This is a genomic window from Rathayibacter sp. VKM Ac-2926, from assembly GCF_022815565.1.
GTDB classification, from domain to species: Bacteria; Actinomycetota; Actinomycetes; order Actinomycetales; family Microbacteriaceae; genus Rathayibacter; species Rathayibacter festucae.
Genome location: NZ_JALGRS010000022.1, coordinates 1 through 25506, shown reverse-complemented (window position 1 = coordinate 25506; position 25506 = coordinate 1). Strand labels below are relative to the sequence as shown.

Below are 25506 nucleotides of genomic sequence, written 5' to 3'. Positions count from 1 at the left end.
CCGACCCCACACCGGAATCGGCGGATCAACCCCCGCAGAACGCGTCCACAACCTCACGGGGAACTACATCTAGCGGAGCGAGAGAGCGGTGATGTGCTCAACGATCAGACGCGCGCACTCCACTGCTGAAGTCCGTCCGGAGTCGACCTCGAGGTCGTAGGCGACGCCGCGATGGACGGACTCCGCCTGGTGTGCCGCCATCCCGGTGGTGCGGTCGCCTCGGGCTCGCTCACGCGCGGTCGCGACCTCGGGGGCGCAGCGGATGCCCACCCAGACGACGTCGAGTCCGCGGAGGTGGCTGCGCAGGCGCTCCTGCGACTCCGACGCATCGAGGAACACGTCGTCGAAGACGATGCGTGCGCCGGCACTGGCGGTCGCGACGACGCCGGCCATCCAGGCCGACTCGAGTCGACGGAAGGCGTCGCCGAGCTCCACCGCGCCGTCGTCGCCGTAGGAGACGCCCTCTCCACCTCCGTCGAGGTCGGGCGGCAGCGCGTCCACCAGAGCGTCGATCGAGACGCTCAACCACGGATCGGGCAGGAGCGCCTGGAGACTCCGGGCGATCGTCGTCTTGCCGGAGCTCGATCCGCCGTTCAGGACGATGACGTCCGGAGTCACGGGGCACTCCGGGCGGGATCGCAGAGGGAGCTCGCCAGGGAGAGCGCATCAGGGCCGCTCATCCCGGCAGCCTAGGGCGGGCCGCCTCGGTAGGTCGGTGACCCTGCGCGGTATCACGCTCGACGATCGAGAAGACGGTGCATCCTCCTTGACGGTCGGCCGCGCCGCTCCTAGGCTCTCGCCGGGTGAGAAACCGAATGAAACAGTTTCCTCATAAGGAGCACGGGTCTCACCGCGCGCCCGGCGACGTGCCGGACGACCTCGATCGAACGGACGCGACATGACGACCACCTCCTTCACCGCCGGCTGGATCGTCCGGGCGCCGCGCGGGCCGTTCGCCGCCGTGCAGGGCGGGGTCGACGACTCCGTCGCGGTGACGCTGCCGCACGACGCGCTGCGCGACGCCGAGCGCTCGCCGGATGCGGTGTCGAAGGGCGGTGCGGCCTACTACCCGGGCGGTGCCTACAGCTACGTCACGACGTTCGAGGTGCCGGCGGAGTGGGCGGGCAAGGTGGTGCGGCTCGAGGTGCAGGGCGCCTACCGGCACGCGATGGTGTTCCTCAACGACGAGTTCGCGGGGAACCGCGCCGACGGCTTCGCGCGCTTCTTCGTGGAGCTGACCCCGTTCCTCCGCTTCGGCGAGACGAACACGCTGCGGATCGAGGTGCGCTCGGGGCAGGACTCGCGCTGGTACGCCGGCGCCGGGCTGCACCGGCCGGTGCTGCTGCACGTCGACGAGGCCGTGCACATCGAGACGGACGGCGTGCGGATCACGACCGTGCGCGTCGAGGACGACCAGGCCGTCGTCGAGGTCGCGACGAGCATCGTCAACCGCGGGCTCACGACGTCGTCGCTCACGGTGGCGACCGAGCTCACCGGGCCGGCCGGCGACGTCGTGGAGAGCGCGACGACACCGGTCACCGTCGCCCCCGGCCGCACCGCCCTCGTCCGCCAGCGCCTCTACGTGCAGGAGCCCGCCCTCTGGAGCGTCGACTCCCCTGCCCTGCACAGCGCCCGCACGAGCATCGGCGTCGGCGACGACGTCGTCACCGTGCACGGCATCCGGACCGTCACCGTCGACCCGCGCAAGGGGCTGCGGATCAACGGCGAGACCGTGCTGCTGCGCGGCGCGTGCATCCACAGCGACAACGGCGTCCTGGGCGCCGCCTCGATCGCCCGGGCGGAGGAGCGCCGGATCCAGCTGCTCAAGGAGGCCGGCTTCAACGCGATCCGCATGGCGCACAACCCCGCCTCGCCGTCGATGCTCGACGCCTGCGACCGCCTCGGCATGCTCGTGATGGACGAGGCCTTCGACATGTGGGTGCGCGGCAAGACCCACCGCGACTACTCGCTCGACTTCGCGCAGTGGTGGCGGGCCGACCTGGAGTCGCTGGTGGCGAAGGACTACAACCACCCCAGCGTGATCCTCTACTCGATCGGCAACGAGATCGTCGAGGTCGGCACCCCGCACGGCGCAGTGCTTGCGCGCGATCTCGCGGAGCACGTGCGATCGCTCGACCCCACCCGGCCGGTCACGAACGGCGTGAACCCGACGCTGGCGGTGCTCGACGAGCTCGACAGCATCCTCGCCTCGGAGCAGGGGCTGAACGAGCTGATGGGCGAGGCCGGCGCCGGGATGATGGCGGCGATCGGCTCCTCCGACGCCGTCACCCGCCGCACGGCGGAGTCGAGCGCGGCGGTCGACGTGCTCGGGCTGAACTACGCCGACGGGCGCTACGCGAGCGACGCGGAGCTGTTCCCGCAGCGCGTGATCGTCGGGTCGGAGACGTTCCCCTCGCAGATCGGCGAGCTGTGGCCGAAGGTGCTGGCGAACCCGAACGTGATCGGCGACTTCACCTGGACCGGCTGGGACTACCTCGGCGAGGTCGGCATCGGCGCCACCTCCTACGCGGAGGACCCGGCCGCGAACGGCGCACTGGAGCGCGAGTACCCGTATCTGACGGCGTGGTGCGGCGACCTCGACATCACCGGGTGGCGGCGGCCCGCCTCCTACTACCGCGAGATCGTCTTCGGGCTGCGCTCGGAGCCGGCGATCGCGGTCGTCCGGCCGGCGCGGCACGGGCAGACGGTGACGATGCAGTCGCCGTGGGCGTGGAGCGACTCGGTCGACTCCTGGACCTGGCCCGGCTTCGAGGACTCCCCCGTCACCGTCGAGGTGGCCGCGGACGCGGACGAGGTTGCGCTGCTGCTCGACGGCGTCGAGGTGGGGCGCTCGGCCGTCGGGGCGGTTCGGCCTATGCTCGCCTCGATCGAGACGGTGTACCGGCCGGGCACGCTGACGGCGGTCGCCTACCGGTCCGGGAGCGAGACGGGGCGCAGCTCGCTCGTGTCGGCGTCGGGACCGGCGGTGCTGACCGCGACGGCGGACCGGACGTCGCTGCGCGCGGACGACACCGACCTCGCGTATGTGGCGATCGAGCTGCGCGACGCGGCGGGCGTGCTGTTCACCGGGGCCGACCGCCTCGTCTCCGTCGCCGTCGAGGGCGCAGGCGTGCTCGCGGGCTTCGGGAGCGGAGCGCCGGCGACCACCGAGCGCTTCGACGCCGCCTCGCGGACGACGTTCGACGGCCGCGCGCTCGCCGTCGTCCGTCCGACCGGCCCGGGGCCGATCGCGGTGCTCGTCTCGTCGGACGGACTCGACGACGTCCGCATCGAGCTCTCCGCGAGCTGACGATCGACAGCGCGGCCTCTCCCCTTCCGCGGGCGGCGCACCTCTTGCTGACCGAGTAGCCCGCGCAGCGGGCGTATCGAGATCCACCGTCCTGCACAGCGCGGGTCTCGATACGCCCCTGCGGGGCTACTCGACCAGCATGGCGGGATGCAGCCAGACCGGGAGCGCACCAAGCCCTCCGCCAGAGAGGGGACGCGCCCCATGCTGATCGAGTAGCCCGTGGAGCGGGCGTATCGAGATCCACCCTCACCGGAAGCGGAGTCCGCAGACCCACCGGGCTGACGACGGTGGGTCTCGATACGCCCCTGCGGGGCTACTCGACAGCATGAGTGAGCAGCCCCGGAGGGGACGGTGTCAGGCGGCGACGACTCCGGCGGGCGACCAGCCGAGGGCCGGGGCGATCGAGTCGGCGACGGTCTGCAGGAGGCGCGCGTTGTACTCGACGCCGAGCTGGTTGGGGACGGTGAGCAGGAGGGTGTCGACCTCCTGGACGGCGACGTCGGCGGCGAGCTCCTCGGCGAGGCGGTCGGGCTCGCCGGTGTAGCTGCGGCCGAAGCGGGCGCGGACGCCCTCGAGGGAGGCGACCTGGTCGCGCTCGCCACGGCCGCCGAAGTAGAGGCGGTCCAGGTCGGTCGTGATCGGCAGGACGCTGCGCGACACGGAGACGCGCGGGGTCCGCTCCCAGCCGGCCTCCGCCCACGCCGAGCGGTACTCGCGGATCTGCCGCGCCTGCAGCTCGTCGAAGGGGATGCCCTCCTCCTCGAGCAGGAGCGTGGAGGACTGCAGGTTCATGCCCTGCTCGGCCGCCCAGCGGGCGGTCGCGAAGCTGCCCGCACCCCACCAGATGCGGTCCTCGAGACCCGGCGAGCGCGGCTCGATCGCGAGCGGGCTCGACATCCCGGTGCGCGCGGGGTCGGTCTCGGCGACGGCGGCACCCGAGAGCGCCTCGCGGAAGAGCTGCACCTTGCGGCGGGCGAGGTCGGCGTCGGAAGTGCCCTCCGAGGGGACGTAGCCGAACGCCTCGGAGCCGCGGAGCGCCGTCTCGGGCGATCCCCGGCTCACGCCGAGCTCGAGCCTGCCTCCGGAGATGAGGTCGGTCGCGGCCGCCTCCTCCGCCATGTAGAGCGGGTTCTCGTAGCGCATGTCGATGACGCCGGTGCCGATCTCGATCCGGCGGGTGCGGGCGGCGATCGCGGCCAGGAGCGGGAACGGCGAAGCGAGCTGCGGCGCGAAGTGGTGGACGCGGACGTACGCGCCGTCGATGCCGATCTCCTCGGCCGCCTCCGCGAGCTCGATGGTCTGCAGGAGGACGTCGCGCGCGGTGTGCGTCAGCGACCCCTCGACGGACTGGTAGTGGCCGAAGGAGAGGAAGCCGATGCGCGAGACCATGCCTGCTCCAGCGTCGGACGCGTCCCGGCTATTCCCGGCGGCGAGCGCCGAGCGCCGACCGCTCCGCTCAGCTCGCCTCGAAGTCGGCGGAGACCGAGGCCGAGACCTCGATGTCCTCGGGCTTGAGCGCGAGCTCCTCCTGGCTCTTGAAGGCCATCGCGCGGCTCATCACGGCCGAACCTCCCTCGATCCGGGTGTGCGGGCGGAGCCCGGGCTCGAAGAGGGTGAGCACCCGGGGCTCGCCCAGGCCGAGGGCGGAGGCGTAGGCGGCGGCGCGCTCGCGGGCGTCGCGGACCGCGGCCACCCGCACCTCGCGCTCGGCGCTCGCGCGCCGGGCGGCGGTGACGTCCCAGTCGACCCCGGCGACGGTGACGCCGGGGGCCTCCGAGACGGAGGCGACCCAGCGCCCGAGGGCGTCGAAGTCGCGGTACTTCACCCGGACGCTCGCGGCGGCGACGTGGAACGGCTCGGTGACGTCGGAGTCCTTGAGGTACCGCTGGATGGTCGAGACGGAGACCTGGTCGGCCGACCACCAGGTCGCCGCGCCGGAGGCCTGCTCGGCGCGGGCCTCCTCGCGCACGCGAGCGTGGAGGGCGGTCACCTCGTTCAGCGCCTGGGAGCGCGAGCGCGACTCGCGGCGGATCTCGAGGCGGACGGTGCCGCGCTCGGCGGGGTGGAAGTGCTGGGCGATCCCGGCGACGGTGATGGTGACCATGGCCTCATCGTGCCCCATCGGGCTGCGTCGGAGGTGCGGACCCGGGGATCGGAGCTGCCGACCGGGAGGTCAGCGGTGCAGGCCCAGAGCGCCGCGGAGGCGGTCGGCCAGCGAGAGCTCGATCGCGAGGTTGCTGAGGAGCTGGTCGCGGTGGGCGCCGCGCGCGGGCGGGACGACGGCTCCGGTGCGCGGGTCGGTGCCGCCGCGCAGGGCGCGCTCGCAGTCGGCGATCGTCTTCTCGATCAGCTCGAGGCGACGGGCCAGCCGGTCCGACTGGTAGTGCTCCCGCGAGATGGGGCCGTCGAAGGGGTGGCGGGTGGTGGGGGTCGTGAGGGTCGCGGTGGCGATTGCTGCTGCACTCATGCTGATCCGATCCGTCGGGGCGCGTAGTGGGCGCCGTTCGTGTGGGAGATAGATCAGCACGGGAGGCGACGCTCGCCACGATCGATGACGTGATGCGCACAGTGCTGGCACGAATCGTGCCGCTATCTGGCACGATTCGTTTTCCGTGGCGCGATTCGTCCATTCGGGCCACCGCGGCCCCTCGGGCGCCGTCAGTCGCGGAAGACGGCCAGCTGCTCGTTGCCGACGATCGCGAGGGTCCGGACGAGGCGGGTGTACCGCTCGACGAGCTCCTCGACGGCGGCACCCTGGCCGACCAGCGCGGCGATGCTCTCGGCGGGGAAGAGCGAGACGATCTCCATCGCGACCGCCCTGCCGTGCTCGAAGGAGAGGGCGCGCGCGTACTCCAGAGCGCGTGTCAGCTGCGGGCGGTCGCCCTCGGAGGTGATCGCGGCGGGATCGGCGTCGGCGGCGTGTGCGAGGACGGCAACGAACACCCGGGCGATCTCGTCCACCCGCAGAGCCCGGACCAGCGTGAGCAACCGCGAGGACACCCGCGACACCCCGCGCGCCAGCAGCTCGCCGCTGAGGGCGCGGACCTCGATCACGTCGCCGCCGACGAAGTCGCCGGAGACCCGCTTGATGCCGGACGCGAACAGGCTCGAGCCGGAGGCGATGCTGCGCTCGGCCTCGAGGTTGATCTCGACCCGGCCGCGCGAGGTCGCGACGCCGGAGATCCAGCGCTGCTCCACCGCGGGGTGCGCGTGGACGGCGCGGACGAGGGTGCCGGGGCCGGGGCCGTCGATGGCTCCGAGGATGACCTCGGGCGTGCGGGCGCCGGCGATGCGCGTCGAGACGCCGTTGTGCGCGGCGAGCTCGGCCGCCTTGAGCTTCGAGCGGATGCCGCCGCGGCCCGTCCCGCCCTTCTGCACCCCGATGCCGCGCAGCTCGGTGATCCCCAGCTCCTCGAGGTGCACGCCCTCTGCGATGCTGCCGGCGAAGACGCCGGGGACGTCGGTGAGCAGCAGCAGCAGATCCGCGCCGAGGAGCATCGCCAGGCCGCCGGCGACGCCGTCGTTGTCGGAGCCGGCGGAGTCGATGGTGTCGTTGCCGTTGACGATCGGCACGACGCCCGCATCGAGCGCGTGCCGGATCGCCTCCGCGACGTGCGCCATCTGCCGCGGCGACGCGAGGTCGGACTCGCCGATCAGGATCTGCGCGACGAGCGAGCCGGAGAGCTCGGCCACCGAGCGGTAGAAGCCCATCAGCACGGTCTGGCCGACGGCGGCGGCGAGGCGCGGGCTGATCGGCGCGTCCTGCGAGCGGGCGAAGAGCGCCCGGCCGGAGGAGACGGCGCCGGAGGAGACGAGGACGACGTCCCAGCCGAGCGCGCGCGCGCCGAACGCGCTCTCGAGGGCGCTCGCGAGGAGCACGGGGTCCGGTCCGGACTGCTTGGTCACCGAGCTCGAGCCCATCTTGACCACGAGGGTCCGCCGCCGCGCCGGGAGGGAGGAGGGGTTCTCGGCGGTGGCTTCGGGCAGGGCGTCGGACATGGCTCCCATGGTAGGGGCGCACTCACGACGGGCCCACCGCATTTCCCTAGTGCTGGTCGGTTTTCGGCGTATCCTTCTCGCGGAGCCGACGAGGGCTCCCCTTCGGAAGGACGCCCCATGACATCGACGTCATCCCCCGCCGGCGAACCGCTCGACGAGCAGGTCGACCGCCGCTACCTCGATCCCCTGCGCCCCGTCGCCGAGCGGGTCGAGATCCTGCTCGGCCAGATGACGCTCGAGGAGAAGGCCGGGCTGTTCTTCCAGACCATGGTCGTGATGGGCGAGGGCGGAGCGCTCGCCGAGGACGGCGCGTTCGGTCTGCCCTCGACCGCGACGATGGTGCTCGAGAAGCGGATGTCGCACTTCAACCTGCTCGGCGGCGGGACCGCCACGGCGCGCGAGCTCGCCGAGTGGCACAACCGCGTCCAGGAGCTGGCCTCCTCGAGCCGGCTCGGGATCCCCGTGACGCTCTCCACCGATCCGCGCCACTCCTTCACCGACAACCCCGGCACGGGGGCGCAGGCGGAGGCGTTCTCGCAGTGGCCGGAGCCGCTCGGCCTCGCCGCGATCGGCGACGAGGACCTGGTCGAGCGCTTCGGCGACATCGCCCGCCAGGAGTACCTCGCCGTGGGCCTGCGGGTCGCTCTGCACCCGCAGATCGACCTGGCGACCGAGTCGCGCTGGGCGCGGCAGGTCGGCACGTTCGGCGAGGACGCCGAGCTCACCGGACGGCTCGGCGCCGCGTACATCCGCGGCTTCCAGGGCGAGGCGCTCGGGGCGCAGTCGGTCGCGACGATGACCAAGCACTTCCCCGGCGGCGGACCGCAGAAGGACGGCGAGGACCCGCACTTCCCGTACGGCCGCGAGCAGGTCTACCCTGGCGGCAACGCCGAGTACCACCTGCAGCCCTTCGTGAAGGCCTTCGAGGCGGGCACGAGCCAGATCATGCCGTACTACGGGATGCCGGTCGGGACCGAGCACGAGGAGGTCGGCTTCGGCTTCAACCGCTCGGTGATCATGGGGCTGCTGCGCGAGCGGTTCGGCTTCAACGGCATCGTCTGCACCGACTGGGGGCTGCTCTCGGACTCCGACATCATGGGCGACCACCACGTGGCGCGCGCGTGGGGCGTCGAGCACCTGTCGGTGCCGGAGCGGATGGCGAAGGCCCTCGAGGCCGGTGTCGACCAGTTCGGCGGCGAGTCGATCCCCGAGGCGCTGGTCGCCCTGGTCCGGGACGGGACGGTCGCCGAGGAGCGGCTCGACGTGTCCGTGCGCCGGCTGCTGCGGGAGAAGTTCGTGCTCGGGCTGTTCGACGCGCGCGCAGTCGATCCGGGCGCCGCCGAGGCGGTCGTCGGCTCGGCGGAGTTCCGCGCAGCGGGCGAGGCGGCCCAGCGAGCGGCGATCACGGTCCTCGCGCAGGACGGCGTCCTGCCGGCGCGGCAGGGGCTGCGGCTCTACGTCGAAGGGATCGATCCGGCGGTCGCCGCGGGATACGGCACCGTCGTCACGTCTCCGGAGGAGGCGGAGCTCGCGGTGATCCGGCTGCAGGCGCCCTTCGAGCAGCGCGCGACGGCGTTCGAGAACCACTTCCACGCCGGTTCGCTCGACTTCCCGGACGAGGTCGTGGAGCACGTCCTGGCCGTGGCGGCACAGGTGCCGACGGTCGTCGACGTGTTCCTGGACCGGCCGGCGATCCTCACTCCCCTGGTCGACTCCGCGGCGGCGCTGCTCGGTGACTTCGGCGCGTCGGGGGCCGCGGTGCTCGACGTGGTGTTCGGAGTGTCGGAGGCCCGTGGAACACTGCCGATGGACCTTCCGCGCTCCATGGCCGCCGCGGCGGCCCGCCGGCCGGACGTGCCGTTCGACACCGAGGATCCGCTGTTCCGCTTCGGTCACGGACTGCGCGTGACGGGGTCCGCGGAGGGGTAGCGCGACGGGCCCCGGGCTCCTCCACAGGGGGCGATCCGGGGCCTTCTCCACCTGCTCCGGCACCCGGCGCGGCGGATGTCGGTGGCGATTGACATACTCGAACACATGTTCGAACATGGGTTGATGAGCCCCCCTTCACAGCACCCCTCGCCGGGGGTCGCCGACACCGCGGAACCGCTGCTGCGGCAGCTCGCGTCGGTGAAGGAGCTGCAGTCGCGGATCCGCGACATGCAGGCGACGACGCTCGAGTCGAAGAGCCTCGCGACTCTGCCGGCCTTCGCCTCGGTGCTGCCGGGCGGCTCGCTCAAGCAGGGCGCCGCCTACTCGGTCGAGGGCTCGATGAGCCTGGCCATGGGGCTGCTGGCCGGGCCGTCGTCCGAGGGCGCCTGGTGCGGGGTCGTCGGCGTCCCCGAGTTCGGCGCCGAGGCGGCGGCGGGCCTGGGGATCGACCTCGAGCGGCTCGTGCTCGTGCCCTCCCCCGCCGAGCACTGGCTCACCGTCACCGCGGCCCTGGTCGACGTCCTCACCGTCGTGCTGACCCGGCCGCCGGCCTCCGTCTCCTCGGCCGACGTCTCCCGGCTGGGCGCACGGCTGCGGCAGCGCGGGGCGGCGCTCGTCGTCCTCGGCGAGTGGCCCCAGGCCGAGGCGCGGCTCAGCATCCGCAGCAGCCGCTGGGAGGGGCTCGGCGCCGGCCACGGCTACCTGCGCACCCGCGAGGCGCTCGTCGACGTCGTCGGCCGCGCCGGGACGCGGGTGCGCACCGTGCGGATGAGCATGCCCGGCACCGGGCGGCCCTTCGGCGTGCTGGGCGGGCCCTCGCGTCTGCAGGAGCGCCCCCTGCACGAGCGGGCGGTCTGAGATGAGCCGTTCCGCGAGCGCCCTCGAGCTGCGCCGCACAATCCTGGTCTGGTGCCCCGACTGGCCCCTGCTCGCCGCCGCGGCGGACGCCGGGCTCGACGCGGAGACCCCGCTCGCGCTCACCGAGAAGAGCCTCGTCTTCGCCTGCTCCCCCGGGGCGCGGGCCGAGGGTGTGCGCCGCGGCATGCGGATCCGCGAGGCGCAGTCGCGCTGCACCGGGCTCGCCGTGGTCCCCTACGACCCCGTGCTCGACCACCGCGCCTTCGAGCCGCTCGTCCAGGCGCTGGAGGAGATCACCCCGGGCGTGCAGCTGATCCGGCCCGGGCTCTGCGCGATCCGCGCCCGCGGGCCGCGCCGCTACTACGGCAGCGAGCAGTCGGCGGCCGAGGCCGTGCTCCAGCGGCTGACCGAGCTGGGCGTGCCGCTCGCGCGCGCCGGAATAGCCGACGGCCTCTTCGCCTCCGAGCTCGCGGCCAAGCACTCCGGTACCGCGGTCGCGATCGTGCCGGCCGGCGAGAGCGCCGCGTTCCTCGCGCCCCTTCCGCTCGACGCCCTCGAGACCGAGGCCGTCGGCGCCCGCACCCGCACGACCGGCAAGGGCGAGGATCTCATCGCCCTGCTGCGCCGGCTGGGTGTCCGGACCCTCGGTGCCTTCGCGCAGCTGCCGCGCGACGACGTCTCCGCGCGCTTCGGCCCCGAGGGGGCGCGCGCGCACGTGCTGGCCTCGGGCGCCGAGACCGAGACGGTCGTCCCGCGGCTGCCGCCCGAGCGGCTCGACCGGGTGCTCGAGTTCGAGCCGCCGCTGGACCGGATCGACCAGGCGGCCTTCGCCTTCCGCGTCCCGGCGGAGGAGTTCGTCGCCGGGCTCACCCGGGCGCAGCTGGTGGCGACCGCGATCAGGATCGAGGTCGTCAGCGACCGCGGCGAGGTGTCCTCCCGCAGCTGGCTGCACCCGCGCTGGTTCACCCCGGGCGACGTCGTCGACCGCGTGCGCTGGCAGCTCCAGGGCAACGGCGCGATCGACGCGGGGCTCGGCTCCCCGATCGCCCGGCTGTCGGTCGAGCCCGAGGCGGTCGACGCGATCGTCAACCACGAGCAGGGACTCTGGGGCACGGCTCCCGAGGAGCGGGTGCACCACGGTCTCAGCCGCGTGCAGAGCATGCTCGGCCACGAGGCCGTCGTCACGGCGTCGGTGGGCGGGGGCCGGTCGCTCCGCGACCGCCAGCACCTGATCCCCTGGGGGGACAGGGAGCCCGGCGACGCCCGTCCGCGCGGGCTGCCCTGGCCGGGGGCGCTGCCGCCGCCCCTGCCGCCCACGGTCTTCGCGGAGCCGGCGGCCGTCCTGGTCCGCGGTCCCCGCGGGGAGACGGTCTCGGTCGACGACCGCGGCTCCCTCACCTCCGTCCCCGCCTACTTCGCGCCCGGCTCCTCGCAGGCCCGCCTGCAGCCGGTGACGGGGTGGGCCGGTCCCTGGCCGATCGACGAGCGCTGGTGGGACGCGCGAACAGCAGTCCGCTACGACCGCTTCCAGGTCGTCGACTCCGACGGCGTCGCCTGGCTGCTGCTCTGCCTCGACGGCGAGTGGGCGGCCGAGGCCCGCTACGACTGACTCCCCCGGCCGCTGACGGCCGCGATCCGATCCTCCCGAGCACGACGACCGAAGGAGCCCCCGATGGGCTGGAACAACCCCCCGATCCCCTGGTCGGAGTTCGAGCGCCGCCTCTCCAGCACGACCAGGAGCGACGGCACGACCGTCCGCGGCGACGGCGGCGACAGCCCCGCCTGGTCGCACAAGCGCCCCGCCTACACGCCCGGCGCCGACGTCCGGCCGCCGGACGAGAAGGTGCCCTACGCCGAGCTGCACGCGCACTCCCACTTCAGCTTCCTCGACGGCGCCAGCAAGCCGGAGGAGCTGATCGAGGAGGCCGTCCGGCTCGGCATCGACACCCTCGCCCTCACCGACCACGACGGGCTCTACGGGATCGTCCGGATGGCGGAGGCCGCGCAGGACCACGGCGTCCGCACCGCCTTCGGCGCCGAGCTCTCGCTCGGGCTCCGCGCCCCGCAGAACGGCGTCGCCGATCCCGAGGGCACGCACCTGCTCGTCCTCGCCCGCCGCGAGGAGGGCTACCACCGGCTCGCCCGCGCGATCACCACCGCCCAGCTCGCCGGCGCCGAGAAGGGAAAGCCGAGCTACGACCTCGAGGAGCTCGCCCGGGCCGCCGACGGCCACTGGATCGTGCTGACCGGCTGCCGGAAGGGCGCCGTCCGTCAGGCACTGGTCTCGAGCGGCGAGGCGGCGGCCGAGGAGGAGGTGCGCGAGCTCGTGTCCCTCTTCGGCGCCCGCAACGTCCTCGTCGAGCTCTTCGACCACGGCGACCCGCTCGCCTCCCTGCACAACGACCAGCTCGCCGGCATCGCCGAGCGGCTGCAGCTGCGGCTCGTCGCCACCGGCAACGTGCACTACGCCCGGCCCGAGGACCGCCCCCTGCAGACGGCGCTGGCCGCGGTCCGCGCCCGGAGGAGCCTCGACGAGATGGACGGCTGGCTGCCCGCCTCCGGCGGTGCGCACCTGCGCTCGGGTGCCGAGATGGCCGAGCGCTTCTCCCGCTACCCCGGTTCCGTCGAGAACACCGTGCTGATCGCCGACGAGATCGCCTTCGAGCTCGGGCGGGTCCGCCCCCGGCTGCCCCGTCAGGACGTGCCCGAGGGGCACACCCCGATGAGCTGGCTGCGCCACCTGGTGCAGCTCGCGGTGCCGGCGAAGTACCCGGGCGCCGACTCCGACGTGCACGAGCGCCTCGAGAAGGAGCTCGCGGTGATCGAGGCCAAGGACTTCCCCGGCTACTTCCTCATCGTCCACGACATCGTGCACTTCGCGAAGGGCAGGGGGATCCTCTGCCAGGGCCGCGGCTCGGCCGCCAATTCGGCGGTCTGCTACGTCCTCGGGATCACCGCGGTGGACTCGATCTTCTACGGGCTGCCCTTCGAGCGCTTCCTCTCCAGCATCCGCGACGAGGAGCCCGACATCGACGTCGACTTCGACTCCGAGCGGCGCGAGGAGGTCATCCAGCACGTCTACGAGAAGTACGGGCGGCTGAACGCGGCGCAGGTGGCCAACGTCATCACCTACCGCCCCAAGTTCGCCGTCCGCGACATGGCGAAGGCGCTGGGCTACAGCGCCGGGCAGCAGGACGGCTGGTCGAAGCAGATCGAGCACTGGGGCTCGATCACCGAGAGCCCCGAGCACGACATCCCGGACGACGTCGTCGCGCTGACCAAGAAGGTGCTCGGCACGCCCCGGCACCTGGGCATCCACTCCGGCGGCATGGTGCTCACCGACCGGCCGGTCGGCGAGGTCTGCCCGATCGAGCCCGCCCGGATGGAGAAGCGCACCGTCCTGCAGTGGGACAAGGACGACTGCGCCTGGATGGGCCTGGTCAAGTTCGACCTGCTCGGGCTGGGGATGCTCGCCGCCCTGCAGTACACCTTCGACCTCGTGGCCGAGCACGTCGGCGAGAAGTGGGACCTCTCGACGATCCCGCGCGAGGAGAAGGGCGTCTACGACCAGCTCTGCCGGGCCGACTCCATCGGGGTGTTCCAGGTCGAGAGCCGCGCGCAGATGGGCACCCTCCCCCGGCTCCAGCCGCGGCGCTTCTACGACCTCGTGATCGAGGTCGCGCTGATCCGCCCCGGTCCGATCCAGGGCGGAGCGGTGCACCCCTACATCCGGCGGAAGCTCGGCGAGGAGCCGATCACCTACCAGCACCCCCTGCTGGTCACGCCGCTCAAGCGCACCCTCGGCGTCCCGCTGTTCCAGGAGCAGCTGATGCAGGTCGCGGTGGCCGTCGGCGACTGCAACGCGGAGGACGCGGACCTGCTGCGCCGCGCGATGGGCTCCAAGCGGGGCACCGAGAAGATCGAGTCGCTCCGGGAGCGGCTCTACGAGGGCATGGCCCGCAACGGGATCACCGACGAGGTCGCCGACGACATCTACCGACGGATCCAGGCCTTCGCCAACTTCGGCTTCGCCGAGAGCCACGCGATCAGCTTCGCGCTGCTGGTCTACGCCAGTGCCTGGCTGCGCCTGCACTACCCCGCCGTTTTCACCGCGGCCCTGCTCCGGGCTCAGCCCATGGGCTTCTACGCCCCGCACACCCTGGTCGCCGACGCCCGCCGGCACGGCGTTCGCGTCGAGTCCCCCGACGTCAACCGCTCGCTGTCGCACCCCGGGCTCGAGGCGCTCGACGGGCCGCCGGCCCCGAGGCGCGGCGGCGCGCCGCACGGGCAGGACTCCTGCCTCTCCGCCGAGCAGGCGCCGACGGGCCTCTTCGACCGGTCGCAGCACTTCGACACCGACGACCACCGCCGCGACGCCGGATTCGTCATTCGCCTGGGCCTCGCCGGGGTGAAGGGCATCGGCACCGCGCTGGCCGAGCACATCGTCGCCGAGCGCGAGCGCGGCGGGCCTTACGCGAGCATGGCCGACCTCTCGCGCCGGGTCGGGCTGAACGCGACCCAGCTCGAGGCGCTCGGTGCCGCGGGATCGTTCGACTCCCTCGGGCTCCAGCGTCGCCAGGCGCTCTGGGAGGCGGGCTCCGCCGCCGCCGACCGCCAGGAGTTCCTGCCCGACTCGATCGTCGCCGTCCAGCCTCCGCTGCTGCCGATGCTCTCGGCGCAGGAGCGGGTCGTCTTCGACTTCTGGGCCACCGGCATCTCGCCCGACGACCACCCGCTCCGGCATCTGAGGGAGAGCCTCACCCGCCGGGGAGCGCACTCCACTGCCGATCTTCCCGGCACCCCCTCGGGCACCCGGATCGAGGTCGGCGGGGTCGTGATCCACCGCCAACGTCCCTCCACAGCCGCCGGAGTGACCTTCATGAACCTCGAGGACGAGCACGGGATCCTCAACGTCATCTGCTCCGTCGGAGTATGGAACCGCTACCGGCGCACCGCGCGCGAGGCTCCCGCACTCCTCATCCGCGGGATCCTCGAGCGCTCCGACGAGGGGGTGACCAACCTCCTCGCCGACCGCTTCGAGGCGCTGTCGGTCACCGCCCGGACCACCGCCCGCAACTTCCGATGACCGCCCGTCGGACCACGACCGCCCCAGCACCGCGAGCGCTTCCGCGCCCGCATCACCCGCGAGAAAGCGACACCATGACGAACACGGACCACGCCCTCCACCCCTCGGCGCTCGACGTGCCGCTGCGCGACGACCGGGACCTGCGCGAGCGCGTCTCGTCCCTCATCGGGCCCGCCTACCGGCGTGCGCTCTGGCCGATCCTGCTCGACCGGGCCGGCTACCAGCTGCCGATCCTCTACCCGGTGGACGGACTCCCCGTGCACCCCGACGAGGAGAAGACCGAGCGCATCGTCGCGACCCTCGCGAAAGCGGTCGCGCATCACGATGTCGGCTCGCTCGCGTTCGCGCTCGAGCGCCCGGGCCGGGCGTTCCTCGGCGAGACCGACCGGGTGCTCGCCCGCCAGCTGAGCGCCGCCTGCCACCGGCGGGCCATGCCGCTGCGTGCCCTGCTGCTCGTGCACGACGACGGTGTGCGGATCATCGCCGAGGCGGAGCACTCCGCACCGGCCCGCTGACAGGTCTCCGGCGGGCGGCGGCGTGCACGGGCTCGGGCGCGATGGATGAGAGGAACGAAACGCGCGCCGGTCCGAGTCGACTCGGACCGGCGCGCGGCGGACCCCTACTCGGCGTCGCTGAGCGTGATCAGCAGCGAGGACGCGCCGAGGTCGACCTCGGTGTCGCCGGGCTGGACCGCGTACTCGCCCACGGCGAGGAGCGACTCCGCCACCTCGGGCAGCGGGACCCGCGCCGACGACTCGCCGACGTTGATCGCGATCGTCACCCGGCCACGGCCCAGGGTGAGCCAGCGCTCGTCCTCGTCGAGCTCGACACGCACCGAGCCGAAGCGCGGGTCGGTCAGCTCGGGGAAGCGGCGGCGCAGCGCCGCCAGCTCGCGGTAGACGGCGAGGGTGCGCGCACCACGCCCCTCCTCCGCCTCAGACCAGTCGAGCTTGGAGCGCTCGAACGTCTCGGGGTCCTGCGGGTCGGGTACGACCTCCGGGTCCCAGCCCATCTTCGCGAACTCCGCGATGCGGCCCTTCGCCGTCGCCTCGCCCAGATCCTTCTCCGGGTGCGAGGTGAAGAACTGCCACGGGGTGGACGCCGCCCACTCCTCGCCCATGAAGAGCATCGGGGTGAACGGGCCGAGCAGCGTCAGCGCGGCGGCTATCGCCAGCCGGCCCTCGTCGAGGGTCGCGGTCAGCCGGTCGCCGATCGCCCGGTTGCCGATCTGGTCGTGGTTCTGGCTGCAGACCACAAGGCGCCAGGTCGGCATCCGCTCGGTGTCGATCGGGCGGCCGTGGTGCCGACCGCGGAACGTCGAGAGGGTGCCGTCGTGGAAGAAGCCGCGGGTGAGGACCTTGCCGAGCGCGCCGAGCGGCGCGAAGTCCTCGTAGTAGCCGGTCGTCTCGCCGGTGAGGGCGACGTGCACGGCGTGGTGGAAGTCGTCGCTCCACTGCGCGTCGAGCCCGTAGCCGCCCGCCTCGCGCGGGGTGATCAGCTTCGGGTCGTTGAGGTCCGACTCCGCGATCAGGGTCAGCGGGCGCCCGACGTCGGCCGAGAGCACCGCGACCTCGGCGGCCATCTCCTCGAGCACGTGCACGGCGCGCTCGTCCGAGAGCGCGTGCACCGCGTCGAGGCGCAGGGCGTCGACGTGGTAATCGCGCAGCCACATCAGCGCGTTGTCGAGGATGTAGCCGCGGACGACGTCCGAGCCCTCCCCGTCGAGGTTGATCGAGCTGCCCCAGGTGTTGGCCTTCTCGTTCTTCAGGTACGGGCCGAACTCGGGCAGGTAGTTGCCGCTCGGGCCGAGGTGGTTGTAGACCACGTCCTGCACGATGCCCAGTCCCGCGCGGTGCGCCGCGTCGACGAAGCGCTGGTACGCCTCCGGTCCGCCGTAGGCCTCCGAGACGGCGTACCAGAGGACGCCGTCGTAGCCCCAGTTGTGCGTGCCGTTCACCGCGTTGACCGGGAGGATCTCGATGAAGTCGACGCCGATCGAGCGCAGGTGCTCCAGCCGGCCGGCGGCCGAGTCGAGCGTGCCCTCGGGGGTGAAGGTGCCGATGTGCAGCTCGTAGATCACGGCCCCCGCCAGCTGGCGGCCGGTCCAGGCCTGGTCGGCCCACTCGAACGCGCTCGGGTCGTAGCTGCGGGAGAGCTCGTGGACTCCCCCGGGCTGGCGGCGCGAGCGCGGGTCCGGGAACGGCCCCTTGCCGTCCACCAGGTAGCCGTAGTCGACCTCGCCGGTCGCGGCGACCGACCCGGAGACCCGCCACCAGCCCTCGTCGCCGAAGCGGGCCATCGCGACCGTCCCGCCCGCACCCATGGCGAGCTCGACGGAGGACGCGTCGGGCGCCCACACGTCGAAGCGCTCGGGTCCGGAGACGGGCAGGGCGTAGCGGTAGGGCGTGGTGCTGATCACGGGGTTCTCCAGGGTCGTTCGAACGGGGTCGGCAGGAAGGGACTCGCCGGGTCAGGCGACCGGCGCGAGCAGGGCGACCGGGTAGCCGCCGCCGAGGATCTCCGCGACGGCGGTCGGCCCGCCGGCGAAGGTGCGCCCGGTGAGGACGTCCACGACCGGGTGCCCGGGCAGGACGATCAGGGTCTCGCCCCAGCCGCCCTCGGCCGCGAGCCGCGCGGGCAGGCGGGTGGCGACCGTCAGCGCACCGCCGCGGTCGAAGGCTATCGCGTGCTCGGCGGCCGGCCCGATGGCGGGGACGGCGGCGTAGCGCGTGAACAGCTCCGGCCGGTCGCGGCGCAGGCGCAGGGCCCGCGAGGTGACGAGCAGCTTGGCCGCGCCCTCCGCGTCGATCTCCGGCAGCCAGCCGCCGTCGATCCGCTCGAGCAGCGCCCGGCGCTCGGCGAAGTCGACCGGGCGGCGGTTGTCGGGGTCGACCAGCGACGTCTCCCACAGCTCGCTGCCCTGGTAGACGTCCGGGATGCCCGGCGCCGTCAGCTGGACGAGCTTGGCCGAGAGGCTGTTCGACCAGCCGTCGGCCGAGACGCGCGCCACGGTGTCCTCGATCAGGCGGCGCACGGCCGCGTCATCGAAGGCGGCGTCGACCGCCGCGTGCATCCGCTTCTCGAACGCCTCGTCCGGAGCGGTCCACATCGTCGAGCTGCCGGCTTCGCGCGACGCCTTCTCGGCGTAGGCGTGCAGGCGCTCGCGGGACGCGGGCCAGGTGCCGACGATCGCCTCCCAGAGCAGGTGCTCGACCGGTCCGTCGCCGAACCCGGCGTGCTCGTGCAGCGAGCGGAGCGTCTCGGCCCAGGCCTCCGCGCCCTCCGCGAGGGCGGTGATGCGGGCGCGGGTGTCCTCGCCGCGCTTGGTGTCGTGCGTCGACAGCGTGGTGAGCGAGGCCGGGAAGGACGCCTGGCGGACGCCCTGGCGGCGGTGGAACTCCTCCAGGTCGATCGCGAACTCGTCCGGGTCGGCGCCGACCTCGTTGAGCGAGGTGAGGCGGCTGTAGCGGTAGAACGCCGTGTCCTCGACGCCCTTCGCCATCACCATGCCGGAGGTCTGCTGGAAGCGGACCGACACGGGGGTGCCGGTCTCCTCGAGCAGCGCGGCGACCTCGTCGATCGTCGCGGCGATCTCGGGGCGGCGGTGCCGCGCGTCGAGCCGAGCGTGCTCGAGGTGCTCGCCGCCGTAGGGCAGGTAGCTGCGGTAGACCGGGAAGGTCGCGAGCAGCTCGGCGATCGCGTCGTCCGCGCCGTCGACCTGCGGGATCAGACGGGCCAGGCGGAGCACCTCGGAGCGGAGGATGCCGTCGGCGATGCCGCGCTTGGTGTCGTGGATCAGGTCGGCCCAGTCCACCGGCTCGCCGCCGCCGCCCAGCTCCGCGTCCAGGCCCTCGAGCACCGGACGGGCGTCGGGGTCGACGAGGATGCGGTCGATGTCGGCGAGCGCGTCGTAGCCGGTGGTGCCCACGGTCGCCCAGTGCGCGGGCAGCTGCTCGTCGCCCTCGAGGATCTTCTCGACCCAGACCGGCGCGCCGTCGATGGCGCGGGCGAGGTCGTCCAGGTAGCCGCCCGGGTCGGCCAGGCCGTCCGGGTGATCGACGCGCAGGCCGTCGGCCAGGCCCTCGGTGAACCAGCGGACGATCTCGCGGTGCGAGGCCTCGAAGACCTCAGGCCGCTCGACCGTGATCGCGGCGAGGGTGTTGACCGCGAAGAAGCGGCGGTAGTTCAGCTCGGCGTCGGCGCGGCGCCAGTTGACCAGCTCGTAGCTCTGGCGGGCGTGCACGGTGCGGCCGGAGTCGCCGGGCCCGGCGGTGCCGGGCGCGATCGGCAGGCGGTTCTCGTAGTAGTGCAGCTCGTCGCCGACGACCTCGAGCGCATCGAGCTCGCTGTCACTGTCGCCCTCCGAGGCCCCGTCGCCGAGGATCGGCACGCGCAGCTTGCCCGCACCCGCCGCCCAGTCGATGTCGAACGCCTCGGCGTAGCGGGAGTCCCGGCCGTGCTTCAGCAGGTCCCACCACCAGGCGTTCTCCACCGGCGTCGCGACGCCCATGTGGTTCGGCACGATGTCGATGAGGACGCCGAGGCCCTCCTTCCTCGCCGCCGCGGAGGCGTGGGCGAGGCCCTCGCCGCCGCCGCGGGCAGGGTCGACCTGCGAGTGGTCGACGACGTCGTAGCCGTGGTCCGAGCCGGGCTCAGCGGTCAGCAGCGGCGAGAAGTACAGCCAGTCGGCGCCGAGAGAGCGCACGTAATCGGCCACCGTCGCGGCCTCGTCGAGATCGAAGCCGGAGCGGATCTGGAGTCGGTAGGTGGAGGCGGGCAGTCGCAACGTCAGGCTCCTGTCGAGGGTGCGGTCGCGGAGTCGGTCGACTCCTCGTGGGGGCTGGTGTGGCCCGTGGTGGTGATGATCGGGATGGCCGAGGTGGCGGCGAGCGAGGCCAGCGAGGCGGCGACCGAGTGGTCGACCTCGGGCTCGGGGGCGCTGTGCTCCTGGAGGATCACGAGCGACTTCGCCTGCACGGTGAGCAGCGCGCCGGCGGGACGCGGGACCGAGTCGGCCTCCGCTCCGGCGGTGTCGACCAGGACGGCCCACTCCACTGCGTACTCGTCGCTCGGGATGGTGAACTCCACGTCCACGTCGTCGGCGTTGAAGTAGAGCAGGAAGCTGTCGTCGACGACCGGCTGGCCGCGCTCGTCGCGCTCGCGGATGCCGTTGCCGTTGAGGTAGATGCCGACCGAGCGGTCCAGGCCCGAGTCCCAGTCCGACGGCGTCATCTCGGTGCCGTCGGCCTTGAACCAGACGATGTCCGGCAGCGGCTCGCCGGTGCCGCGGAGGACCGGGCGCCCGTCGAAGAAGCGGCCGCGGCGGAAGGTCGGGTGCTCGGCGCGGAGGCGGATCAGCGCCGCGGTGAACTCGACCAGGGGCTTGTCCGCCTTCTCCCAGTCGATCCAGGTCAGCTCGCTGTCCTGGGCGTACGTGTTGTTGTTGCCGTTCTGGGTGCGGCCGAGCTCGTCGCCGTGCAGGATCATCGGCACGCCCTGCGAGATGAGCATCGTCGCGAGGAAGTTGCGCTGCTGGCGGGCGCGCAGGCCGAGGACCTTCGGGTCGTCGGTGGGGCCCTCGGCGCCGTGGTTCCAGGAGCGGTTGTGCGACTCGCCGTCGTTGCCGTCCTCGCCGTTGGCGTCGTTGTGCTTCTCGTTGTAGGAGACGAGGTCGCGCAGAGTGAAGCCGTCGTGCGCGGTGACGAAGTTGATCGAGGCGACCGGGTAGCGGCCGGAGCGCGCGTAGAGGTCGGCCGAGCCGGTGAGCCGCGAGGCGAACTCGCCCAGGGTCGAGGGCTCGCCGCGCCAGAAGTCGCGGACGGTGTCGCGGTACTTGCCGTTCCACTCCGTCCACTGCGGCGGGAAGTTGCCGACCTGGTAGCCGCCGGGGCCGACGTCCCAGGGCTCGGCGATCAGCTTGACCTGCGAGACCACCGGGTCCTGCTGGACGAGCTCGAAGAAGGTGGAGAGCCGGTCGACGTCGTAGAACTCGCGGGCCAGCGCCGAGGCGAGGTCGAAGCGGAAGCCGTCGACGCGCATCTCGGTCACCCAGTAGCGCAGCGAGTCCATGATCAGCTGCAGCGAGTGCGGGTGGCGCACGTTGAGGGTGTTCCCGGTGCCGGTGTAGTCCATGTAGTAGCGCTTGTCGTCGTCGACCAGGCGGTAGTACGCCTCGTTGTCGATGCCGCGGAACGACAGCGTCGGGCCGAGGTGGTTGCCCTCCGCGGTGTGGTTGTAGACCACGTCGAGGATGACCTCGATGCCTGCCGCGTGCAGCGCCTTCACCATGCTCTTGAACTCCTGGACCTGCTGGCCCAGGTCGCCGGTGGCGGTGTAGGTGTTCTGCGGCGCGAAGAAGCCGATCGTGTTGTAGCCCCAGTAGTTCGAGAGGCCCTTCTCGATCAGCGTGGAGTCGTTGACGAACTGGTGCACCGGCATCAGCTCGAGGGCGGTGATGCCGAGGTGCTTGAGGTGCGCGATCACGGCGGGGTGCGCGACGCCGGCGTAGGTGCCGCGCAGCTCCTCCGGCACGTCGGGGTGGCTCTTGGTGAGCCCCTTCACGTGCGCCTCGTAGATCACGGTGCTGTCGTACGAGGTGCGCGGGCGGCGGTCGCCGGCCCAGTCGAAGAACGGGTTGATGACGACGCCCATCATCATGTGCGGCGCCGAGTCCTCGTCGTTGGTCGAGTCCGGGTCGCCGAACGTGTACGAGAAGAGCGACTGGTCCCAGTCGATCTCGCCCGAGACGGCCTTCGCGTACGGGTCCAGCAGCAGCTTGTTCGGGTTGCAGCGGTGTCCGCCGTCCGGGTCGTACGCGCCGTGGACGCGGTAGCCGTAGCGCTGGCCGGGCTGGACCTGCGGGAGGTAGCAGTGCCAGACGTAGGCGTCCGACTCGAGCACCTCGACGCGCGTCTCGGTGCCGTCCTCCTCGAAGAGGCACAGCTCGACGCGCTCGGCGGCCTCGCTGAAGAGAGCGAAGTTCGTGCCGCTTCCATCGAAGGTGGCGCCCAAGGGGTAGGCGGTTCCGGGCCAGGTCTCCACGAGACTCCTCTGAGTTCTGGTCTCGGGCGATCCGGGGGAGGCCGACGGGCGGTCTGCGGATGCCCGACGTCGGGGGTGATGGTCCATCACCTTCGCGACGGACCGACTGCCCAGCTTAGCGAGAGGCTCCTCCCGCGCTTCCGGGGAGGCCACGCTCAGACAGTACGGACCCCGCCGATCCGCGGCGAGGGCTGGACCGCCCGCCACACATCCAGTAGAGATCCGCCGTTCTCGCGGCTCAGTGCGAGCCGATCCGCTTCCGCAGCAGGTCGATCCGCGCCTGCAGCTGCGTCACGCTCGCCTGGGCGACCGCGGGCCCGCCGCAGAGCCGGCGCAGCTCGGTGTGCACCTGGCCGTGGGTCTCCCCCGTGTTGCGCGCCCAGAGCCCGACGAGCGAGTTCAGCAGGCTGCGCTGCTCCTTGAGCGTGCGGTAGAGCGGCGCAGGGATCTCGCTCTCCTTCGCCTCCGCCGGAGCCTGCGCGCCGTGAGCGCCGGCGCGCCCGCCCGCGCGCTTGGCCTGCCGCTGCTGGCGGTGCTGCAGCAGCTCGCGCACCTGCTCGGGCTCGAGCAGTCCGGGCAGGCCGATGAAGTCGAGCTCCTCCTCGCTCTCGACCTCCACCTCCATGCCGAACTCCGCGCCCTCGTACATCACGCGGTCGAAGGTGGCGGCCGAGCCGAGCGACTCGAAGCGGCCCTCCTCGAGCAGGTCGGAGGACGCCTTGGCCTCGCGCTCCGCGTCGGCCATCAGGTCGGCCTCGGGGTACTCCTCGTCGTCCGAGACGCGTCGGTCGAGGGCGTGGTCGCGCTGCTGCTCCATCGAGCCCGCGAGCGCGAGCAGCCCCGGCACGTTGGGCAGGAAGATCGAGGCGGTCTCGCCGCGGCGCCGGGCCCGGACGAAGCGCCCGATCGCCTGCGCGAAGAACAGCGGGGTCGAGGCGGAGGTGGCGTAGACGCCGACGGCGAGGCGCGGCACGTCCACGCCCTCCGACACCATCCGCACGGCGACCATCCACCGGCTGTCGCCCTTGGAGAACTCCTCGATCCGGTCGCTCGCCTCCTTCTCGTCGGAGAGGACGACAGTGACGGGCTGGCCGCTGATCTCGCGGAGCATCGCCGCGTAGGCGCGGGCCGCGTAGTGGTCGGTCGCGATGACGAGGCCGCCGGCGTCGGGGATCCCGCGGCGCACCTCGGTCAGCCGGGTGTTCGCCGCGCGCAGGACCGAGGGGATCCACTCCCCCTTGGGGTCGAGCGCCGTTCGCCAGGCCTGCGAGGTGATGTCCTTGGTGTTGCCCTCGCCGAGCCGCGCCTCCATCTCGTCGCCGGCCTTCGACTTCCAGCGCATCTGGCCCGCGTAGACCATGAAGAGCACCGGCCGGACGACACCGTCGGCGAGCGCGCGGCCGTAGCCGTAGGCGTAGTCGGTCAGCGAGGTGCGGATGCCCTCCTGGTCCGGAAGGTAGCTGACGAACGGGATCGGCGCGGTGTCGGAGCGGAACGGGGTCCCGGTGAGCGAGAGCCGGCGGGCGGCCGGCTCGAAGGCCTCGCGGATCGCGTCGCCCCAGCTCAGCGCGTCGCCGCCGTGGTGCACCTCGTCGAGGATGACCAGCGAGCGGCCGGAGAGGGTCAGCTCGCGGTGCAGCTCGGGCCGCACGGCGACCTGCGCGTAGGTGACGGCGACGCCGTGGTAGTGCTTGGCGTGCCGGCCCATCCGGTTGGTGAAGGTGGGGTCGAGCCGGATGCCGACGCGGTGCGCCGCCTCGGCCCACTGGCGCTTGAGGTGCTCGGTCGGGGCGACGACGGTGATGCGGTCGACGGTGCGGTTGTGCAGCAGCTCGGCGGCCAGCCGGAGGGCGAACGTCGTCTTGCCGGCGCCGGGCGTCGCGGCCGCGAGGAAGTCCCGCGGCTCGTGCTGGAAGTAGGCCTCGAGGGCCTCCGCCTGCCAGGCCCGCAGCTTGTTCGCGGTGCCCCACGGCGCCCTGCCGGGGAACGACGGGGACAGGTGCTCCGCGGCGGAGGTGCCGACCTGATGACCGAAGTTCGAGGGACTGTTCACGTGGACCGAGGCTAGCCGACACCTCCGACGCCGAGCGCCGGTCCGCGCACCCACGGGGCAGGGCCCGGCGTGTCGGGATCGTCCGGGCGACGGACCCCCTCCGCCCGCTCGGAGCGCAGAATGGAGGGATGGTCGAGCAGCGTCATCCGTGGTCCCGCTACGTCGCCCTGGGCGACTCCTTCACCGAGGGGATCGGCGATCCCGAGCCCTCCAGCCCCGGCGGTCACCGCGGCTGGGCCGACCGCGTCGCGGAGGTGCTCGGCAGTCAGAACGACGACTTCGCCTACGCGAACCTGGCCGTGCGCGGGCGGCTGCTGCAGCAGATCGTCGACGTGCAGATCGAGCCGGCTCTCGCGCTGCGCCCGGACCTGATCACCATCTCCGCGGGCGGCAACGACGTCATCCGTCCCGGCACCGACCCGGACGACATCGCCCGCCGCTTCGAGGAGGGACTGGCGCGGCTGCGCTCCGACGGCGCGACGGTGGTGCTCTTCACCGGCGTCGACGTCAGCTTCTCCCCCGTCTTCGCGCGGATCCGCGGCAAGGTGGCCATCTTCAACGAGAACCTCCGCGCGCTCGCCGAGCGCTACGACTGCATCGTCGCCGACCAGTGGTCGCTGCAGGAGATCCAGGACGTGCGGATGTGGGCGCCGGACCGCCTGCACCTCAACCCGCACGGCCACCACGAGGTGGCGCGGATGGTGCTGAAGGCCCTCAACGTCGAGAACACCCTTCGCCCGTTCGCTCCGGAGCCGGCGCCGACGCCGACCTGGCGGGCCGCCCGCCGCGAGGACGCGAAGTGGGCCCGCGAGTACCTCGTCCCCTGGGTGCTGCGCCGGGTGCGCCACCAGTCCTCCGGCGACTTCATCACCGCCAAGCGGCCGGACGCCGGCCCCTACCTGCAGCGCCCGCCCGAGTCGATCCCCGGCACCCCCGTCCCCGGCAACGCGACCCCGGAGGAGGTCGCCGCCGACATCGCGACGGCCGGCGTCCGCATCGTCATCGACGACACCGACTCGTAGGCGGCCCCTGCTGGTCGCGGAGCCGCGCAGCGGCCACGCCATGCTGGTCGAGCAGCCGCGGAGCGGCGCCGTTGCATGCTGGTCGAGTAGCCGCGGAGCGGCGTATCGAGACCCACCCTGCTGGACACGGCGGATCTACTTGGAAAGGGATGGTGACCTTTCACGCGGTTCTGGGGGTGAGGGTGACGTCGTAGCCGAGGGTCGCGAG

Annotated in this window: 16 protein-coding genes; 7 read left to right on the top strand and 9 right to left on the bottom strand. The window is 72.6% G+C overall.

What is annotated here, in order from left to right; all coding sequences use genetic code 11:
- Positions 1-69: 69 nt before the first annotated feature.
- Complete coding sequence (gene cpt, locus MT351_RS19665; protein ID WP_243583061.1) at positions 70-618, bottom strand: chloramphenicol phosphotransferase CPT; 549 nt, start codon at positions 616-618, stop codon at positions 70-72.
- A 280-nt stretch (positions 619-898) separates the two neighbouring features.
- Between cpt and MT351_RS19660 the strand changes: the two genes are divergently transcribed.
- Entirely contained in the window at positions 899-3310 is a 2412-nt protein-coding gene (locus MT351_RS19660; RefSeq protein WP_243583060.1) for a glycoside hydrolase family 2 TIM barrel-domain containing protein, read from the top strand.
- Between the two features lie 354 nt (positions 3311-3664).
- On the opposite strand, the gene MT351_RS19655 is transcribed toward MT351_RS19660, so the two are convergent.
- From MT351_RS19655 to proB, 4 genes are all read right to left on the bottom strand, one after another.
- Positions 3665-4699 (bottom strand): LLM class flavin-dependent oxidoreductase, encoded by a 1035-nt coding sequence (locus MT351_RS19655; protein ID WP_243583058.1) that lies wholly within the window; start codon positions 4697-4699, stop codon positions 3665-3667.
- A 67-nt stretch (positions 4700-4766) separates the two neighbouring features.
- Positions 4767-5414: an SIMPL domain-containing protein gene (locus MT351_RS19650; protein WP_243583056.1), complete on the bottom strand. Its 648-nt coding sequence runs from the start codon at positions 5412-5414 to the stop codon at positions 4767-4769.
- Between the two features lie 69 nt (positions 5415-5483).
- Positions 5484-5777 (bottom strand): hypothetical protein, encoded by a 294-nt coding sequence (locus MT351_RS19645; RefSeq protein ID WP_243583054.1) that lies wholly within the window; start codon positions 5775-5777, stop codon positions 5484-5486.
- A 191-nt stretch (positions 5778-5968) separates the two neighbouring features.
- Positions 5969-7309 (bottom strand): glutamate 5-kinase, encoded by a 1341-nt coding sequence (gene proB / locus MT351_RS19640; protein WP_243583052.1) that lies wholly within the window; start codon positions 7307-7309, stop codon positions 5969-5971.
- A 117-nt stretch (positions 7310-7426) separates the two neighbouring features.
- Here proB and MT351_RS19635 point away from each other — a divergent pair, with 117 nt between their 5' ends.
- The 5 genes from MT351_RS19635 to MT351_RS19615 all read left to right on the top strand — a co-directional run bounded on the left by MT351_RS19635 (position 7427) and on the right by MT351_RS19615 (position 15697).
- Entirely contained in the window at positions 7427-9238 is a 1812-nt protein-coding gene (locus MT351_RS19635) for a glycoside hydrolase family 3 protein (RefSeq protein ID WP_243583050.1), read from the top strand.
- 123 nt (positions 9239-9361) lie between these two features.
- Entirely contained in the window at positions 9362-10096 is a 735-nt protein-coding gene (locus MT351_RS19630; protein ID WP_132436219.1) for a hypothetical protein, read from the top strand.
- Position 10097: 1 nt separating this feature from the next.
- Entirely contained in the window at positions 10098-11705 is a 1608-nt protein-coding gene (locus MT351_RS19625) for a DNA polymerase Y family protein (protein WP_132436220.1), read from the top strand.
- 63 nt (positions 11706-11768) lie between these two features.
- On the top strand, positions 11769-15182 hold the full coding sequence (locus MT351_RS19620; RefSeq protein WP_132436221.1) for an error-prone DNA polymerase: 3414 nt from the start codon (positions 11769-11771) through the stop codon (positions 15180-15182).
- Positions 15183-15256: 74 nt separating this feature from the next.
- Complete coding sequence (locus MT351_RS19615) at positions 15257-15697, top strand: hypothetical protein (protein WP_132436222.1); 441 nt, start codon at positions 15257-15259, stop codon at positions 15695-15697.
- Between the two features lie 104 nt (positions 15698-15801).
- Here MT351_RS19615 and treZ read toward each other — a convergent pair whose 3' ends face one another.
- The 4 genes from treZ to MT351_RS19595 form a co-directional block, all read right to left on the bottom strand.
- Positions 15802-17601 (bottom strand): malto-oligosyltrehalose trehalohydrolase, encoded by a 1800-nt coding sequence (gene treZ / locus MT351_RS19610; protein ID WP_279389003.1) that lies wholly within the window; start codon positions 17599-17601, stop codon positions 15802-15804.
- 51 nt (positions 17602-17652) lie between these two features.
- Positions 17653-19968 carry a malto-oligosyltrehalose synthase gene (gene treY, locus MT351_RS19605; RefSeq protein ID WP_132436223.1) on the bottom strand — a complete coding sequence of 772 codons (2316 nt, stop codon included), beginning with the start codon at positions 19966-19968 and terminating at the stop codon, positions 17653-17655.
- 2 nt (positions 19969-19970) lie between these two features.
- Entirely contained in the window at positions 19971-22223 is a 2253-nt protein-coding gene (gene glgX / locus MT351_RS19600) for a glycogen debranching protein GlgX (RefSeq protein ID WP_132436224.1), read from the bottom strand.
- A gap of 238 nt (positions 22224-22461) precedes the next feature.
- Positions 22462-24276: a DEAD/DEAH box helicase gene (locus MT351_RS19595; RefSeq protein WP_123733110.1), complete on the bottom strand. Its 1815-nt coding sequence runs from the start codon at positions 24274-24276 to the stop codon at positions 22462-22464.
- A gap of 128 nt (positions 24277-24404) precedes the next feature.
- Between MT351_RS19595 and MT351_RS19590 the strand changes: the two genes are divergently transcribed.
- A complete protein-coding gene (locus tag MT351_RS19590) occupies positions 24405-25298 on the top strand; it encodes an SGNH/GDSL hydrolase family protein (protein ID WP_243583048.1) in 894 nt (297 codons plus the stop codon).
- Positions 25299-25506: the final 208 nt, after the last annotated feature.

Bases quoted from the DNA above. Each gene is read 5' to 3' on its own strand.
- MT351_RS19660 (WP_243583060.1), top strand. From the start codon at position 899: ATGACGACCACCTCCTTCACCGCCGGCTGGATCGTCCGGGCGCCGCGC.
- MT351_RS19655 (WP_243583058.1), bottom strand. From the start codon at position 4,699: ATGGTCTCGCGCATCGGCTTCCTCTCCTTCGGCCACTACCAGTCCGTC.
- MT351_RS19650 (WP_243583056.1), bottom strand. From the start codon at position 5,414: ATGGTCACCATCACCGTCGCCGGGATCGCCCAGCACTTCCACCCCGCC.
- MT351_RS19645 (WP_243583054.1), bottom strand. From the start codon at position 5,777: ATGAGTGCAGCAGCAATCGCCACCGCGACCCTCACGACCCCCACCACC.
- proB (WP_243583052.1), bottom strand. From the start codon at position 7,309: ATGTCCGACGCCCTGCCCGAAGCCACCGCCGAGAACCCCTCCTCCCTC.
- MT351_RS19635 (WP_243583050.1), top strand. From the start codon at position 7,427: ATGACATCGACGTCATCCCCCGCCGGCGAACCGCTCGACGAGCAGGTC.
- MT351_RS19630 (WP_132436219.1), top strand. From the start codon at position 9,362: ATGAGCCCCCCTTCACAGCACCCCTCGCCGGGGGTCGCCGACACCGCG.
- MT351_RS19625 (WP_132436220.1), top strand. From the start codon at position 10,098: ATGAGCCGTTCCGCGAGCGCCCTCGAGCTGCGCCGCACAATCCTGGTC.
- MT351_RS19620 (WP_132436221.1), top strand. From the start codon at position 11,769: ATGGGCTGGAACAACCCCCCGATCCCCTGGTCGGAGTTCGAGCGCCGC.
- MT351_RS19615 (WP_132436222.1), top strand. From the start codon at position 15,257: ATGACGAACACGGACCACGCCCTCCACCCCTCGGCGCTCGACGTGCCG.
- MT351_RS19590 (WP_243583048.1), top strand. From the start codon at position 24,405: ATGGTCGAGCAGCGTCATCCGTGGTCCCGCTACGTCGCCCTGGGCGAC.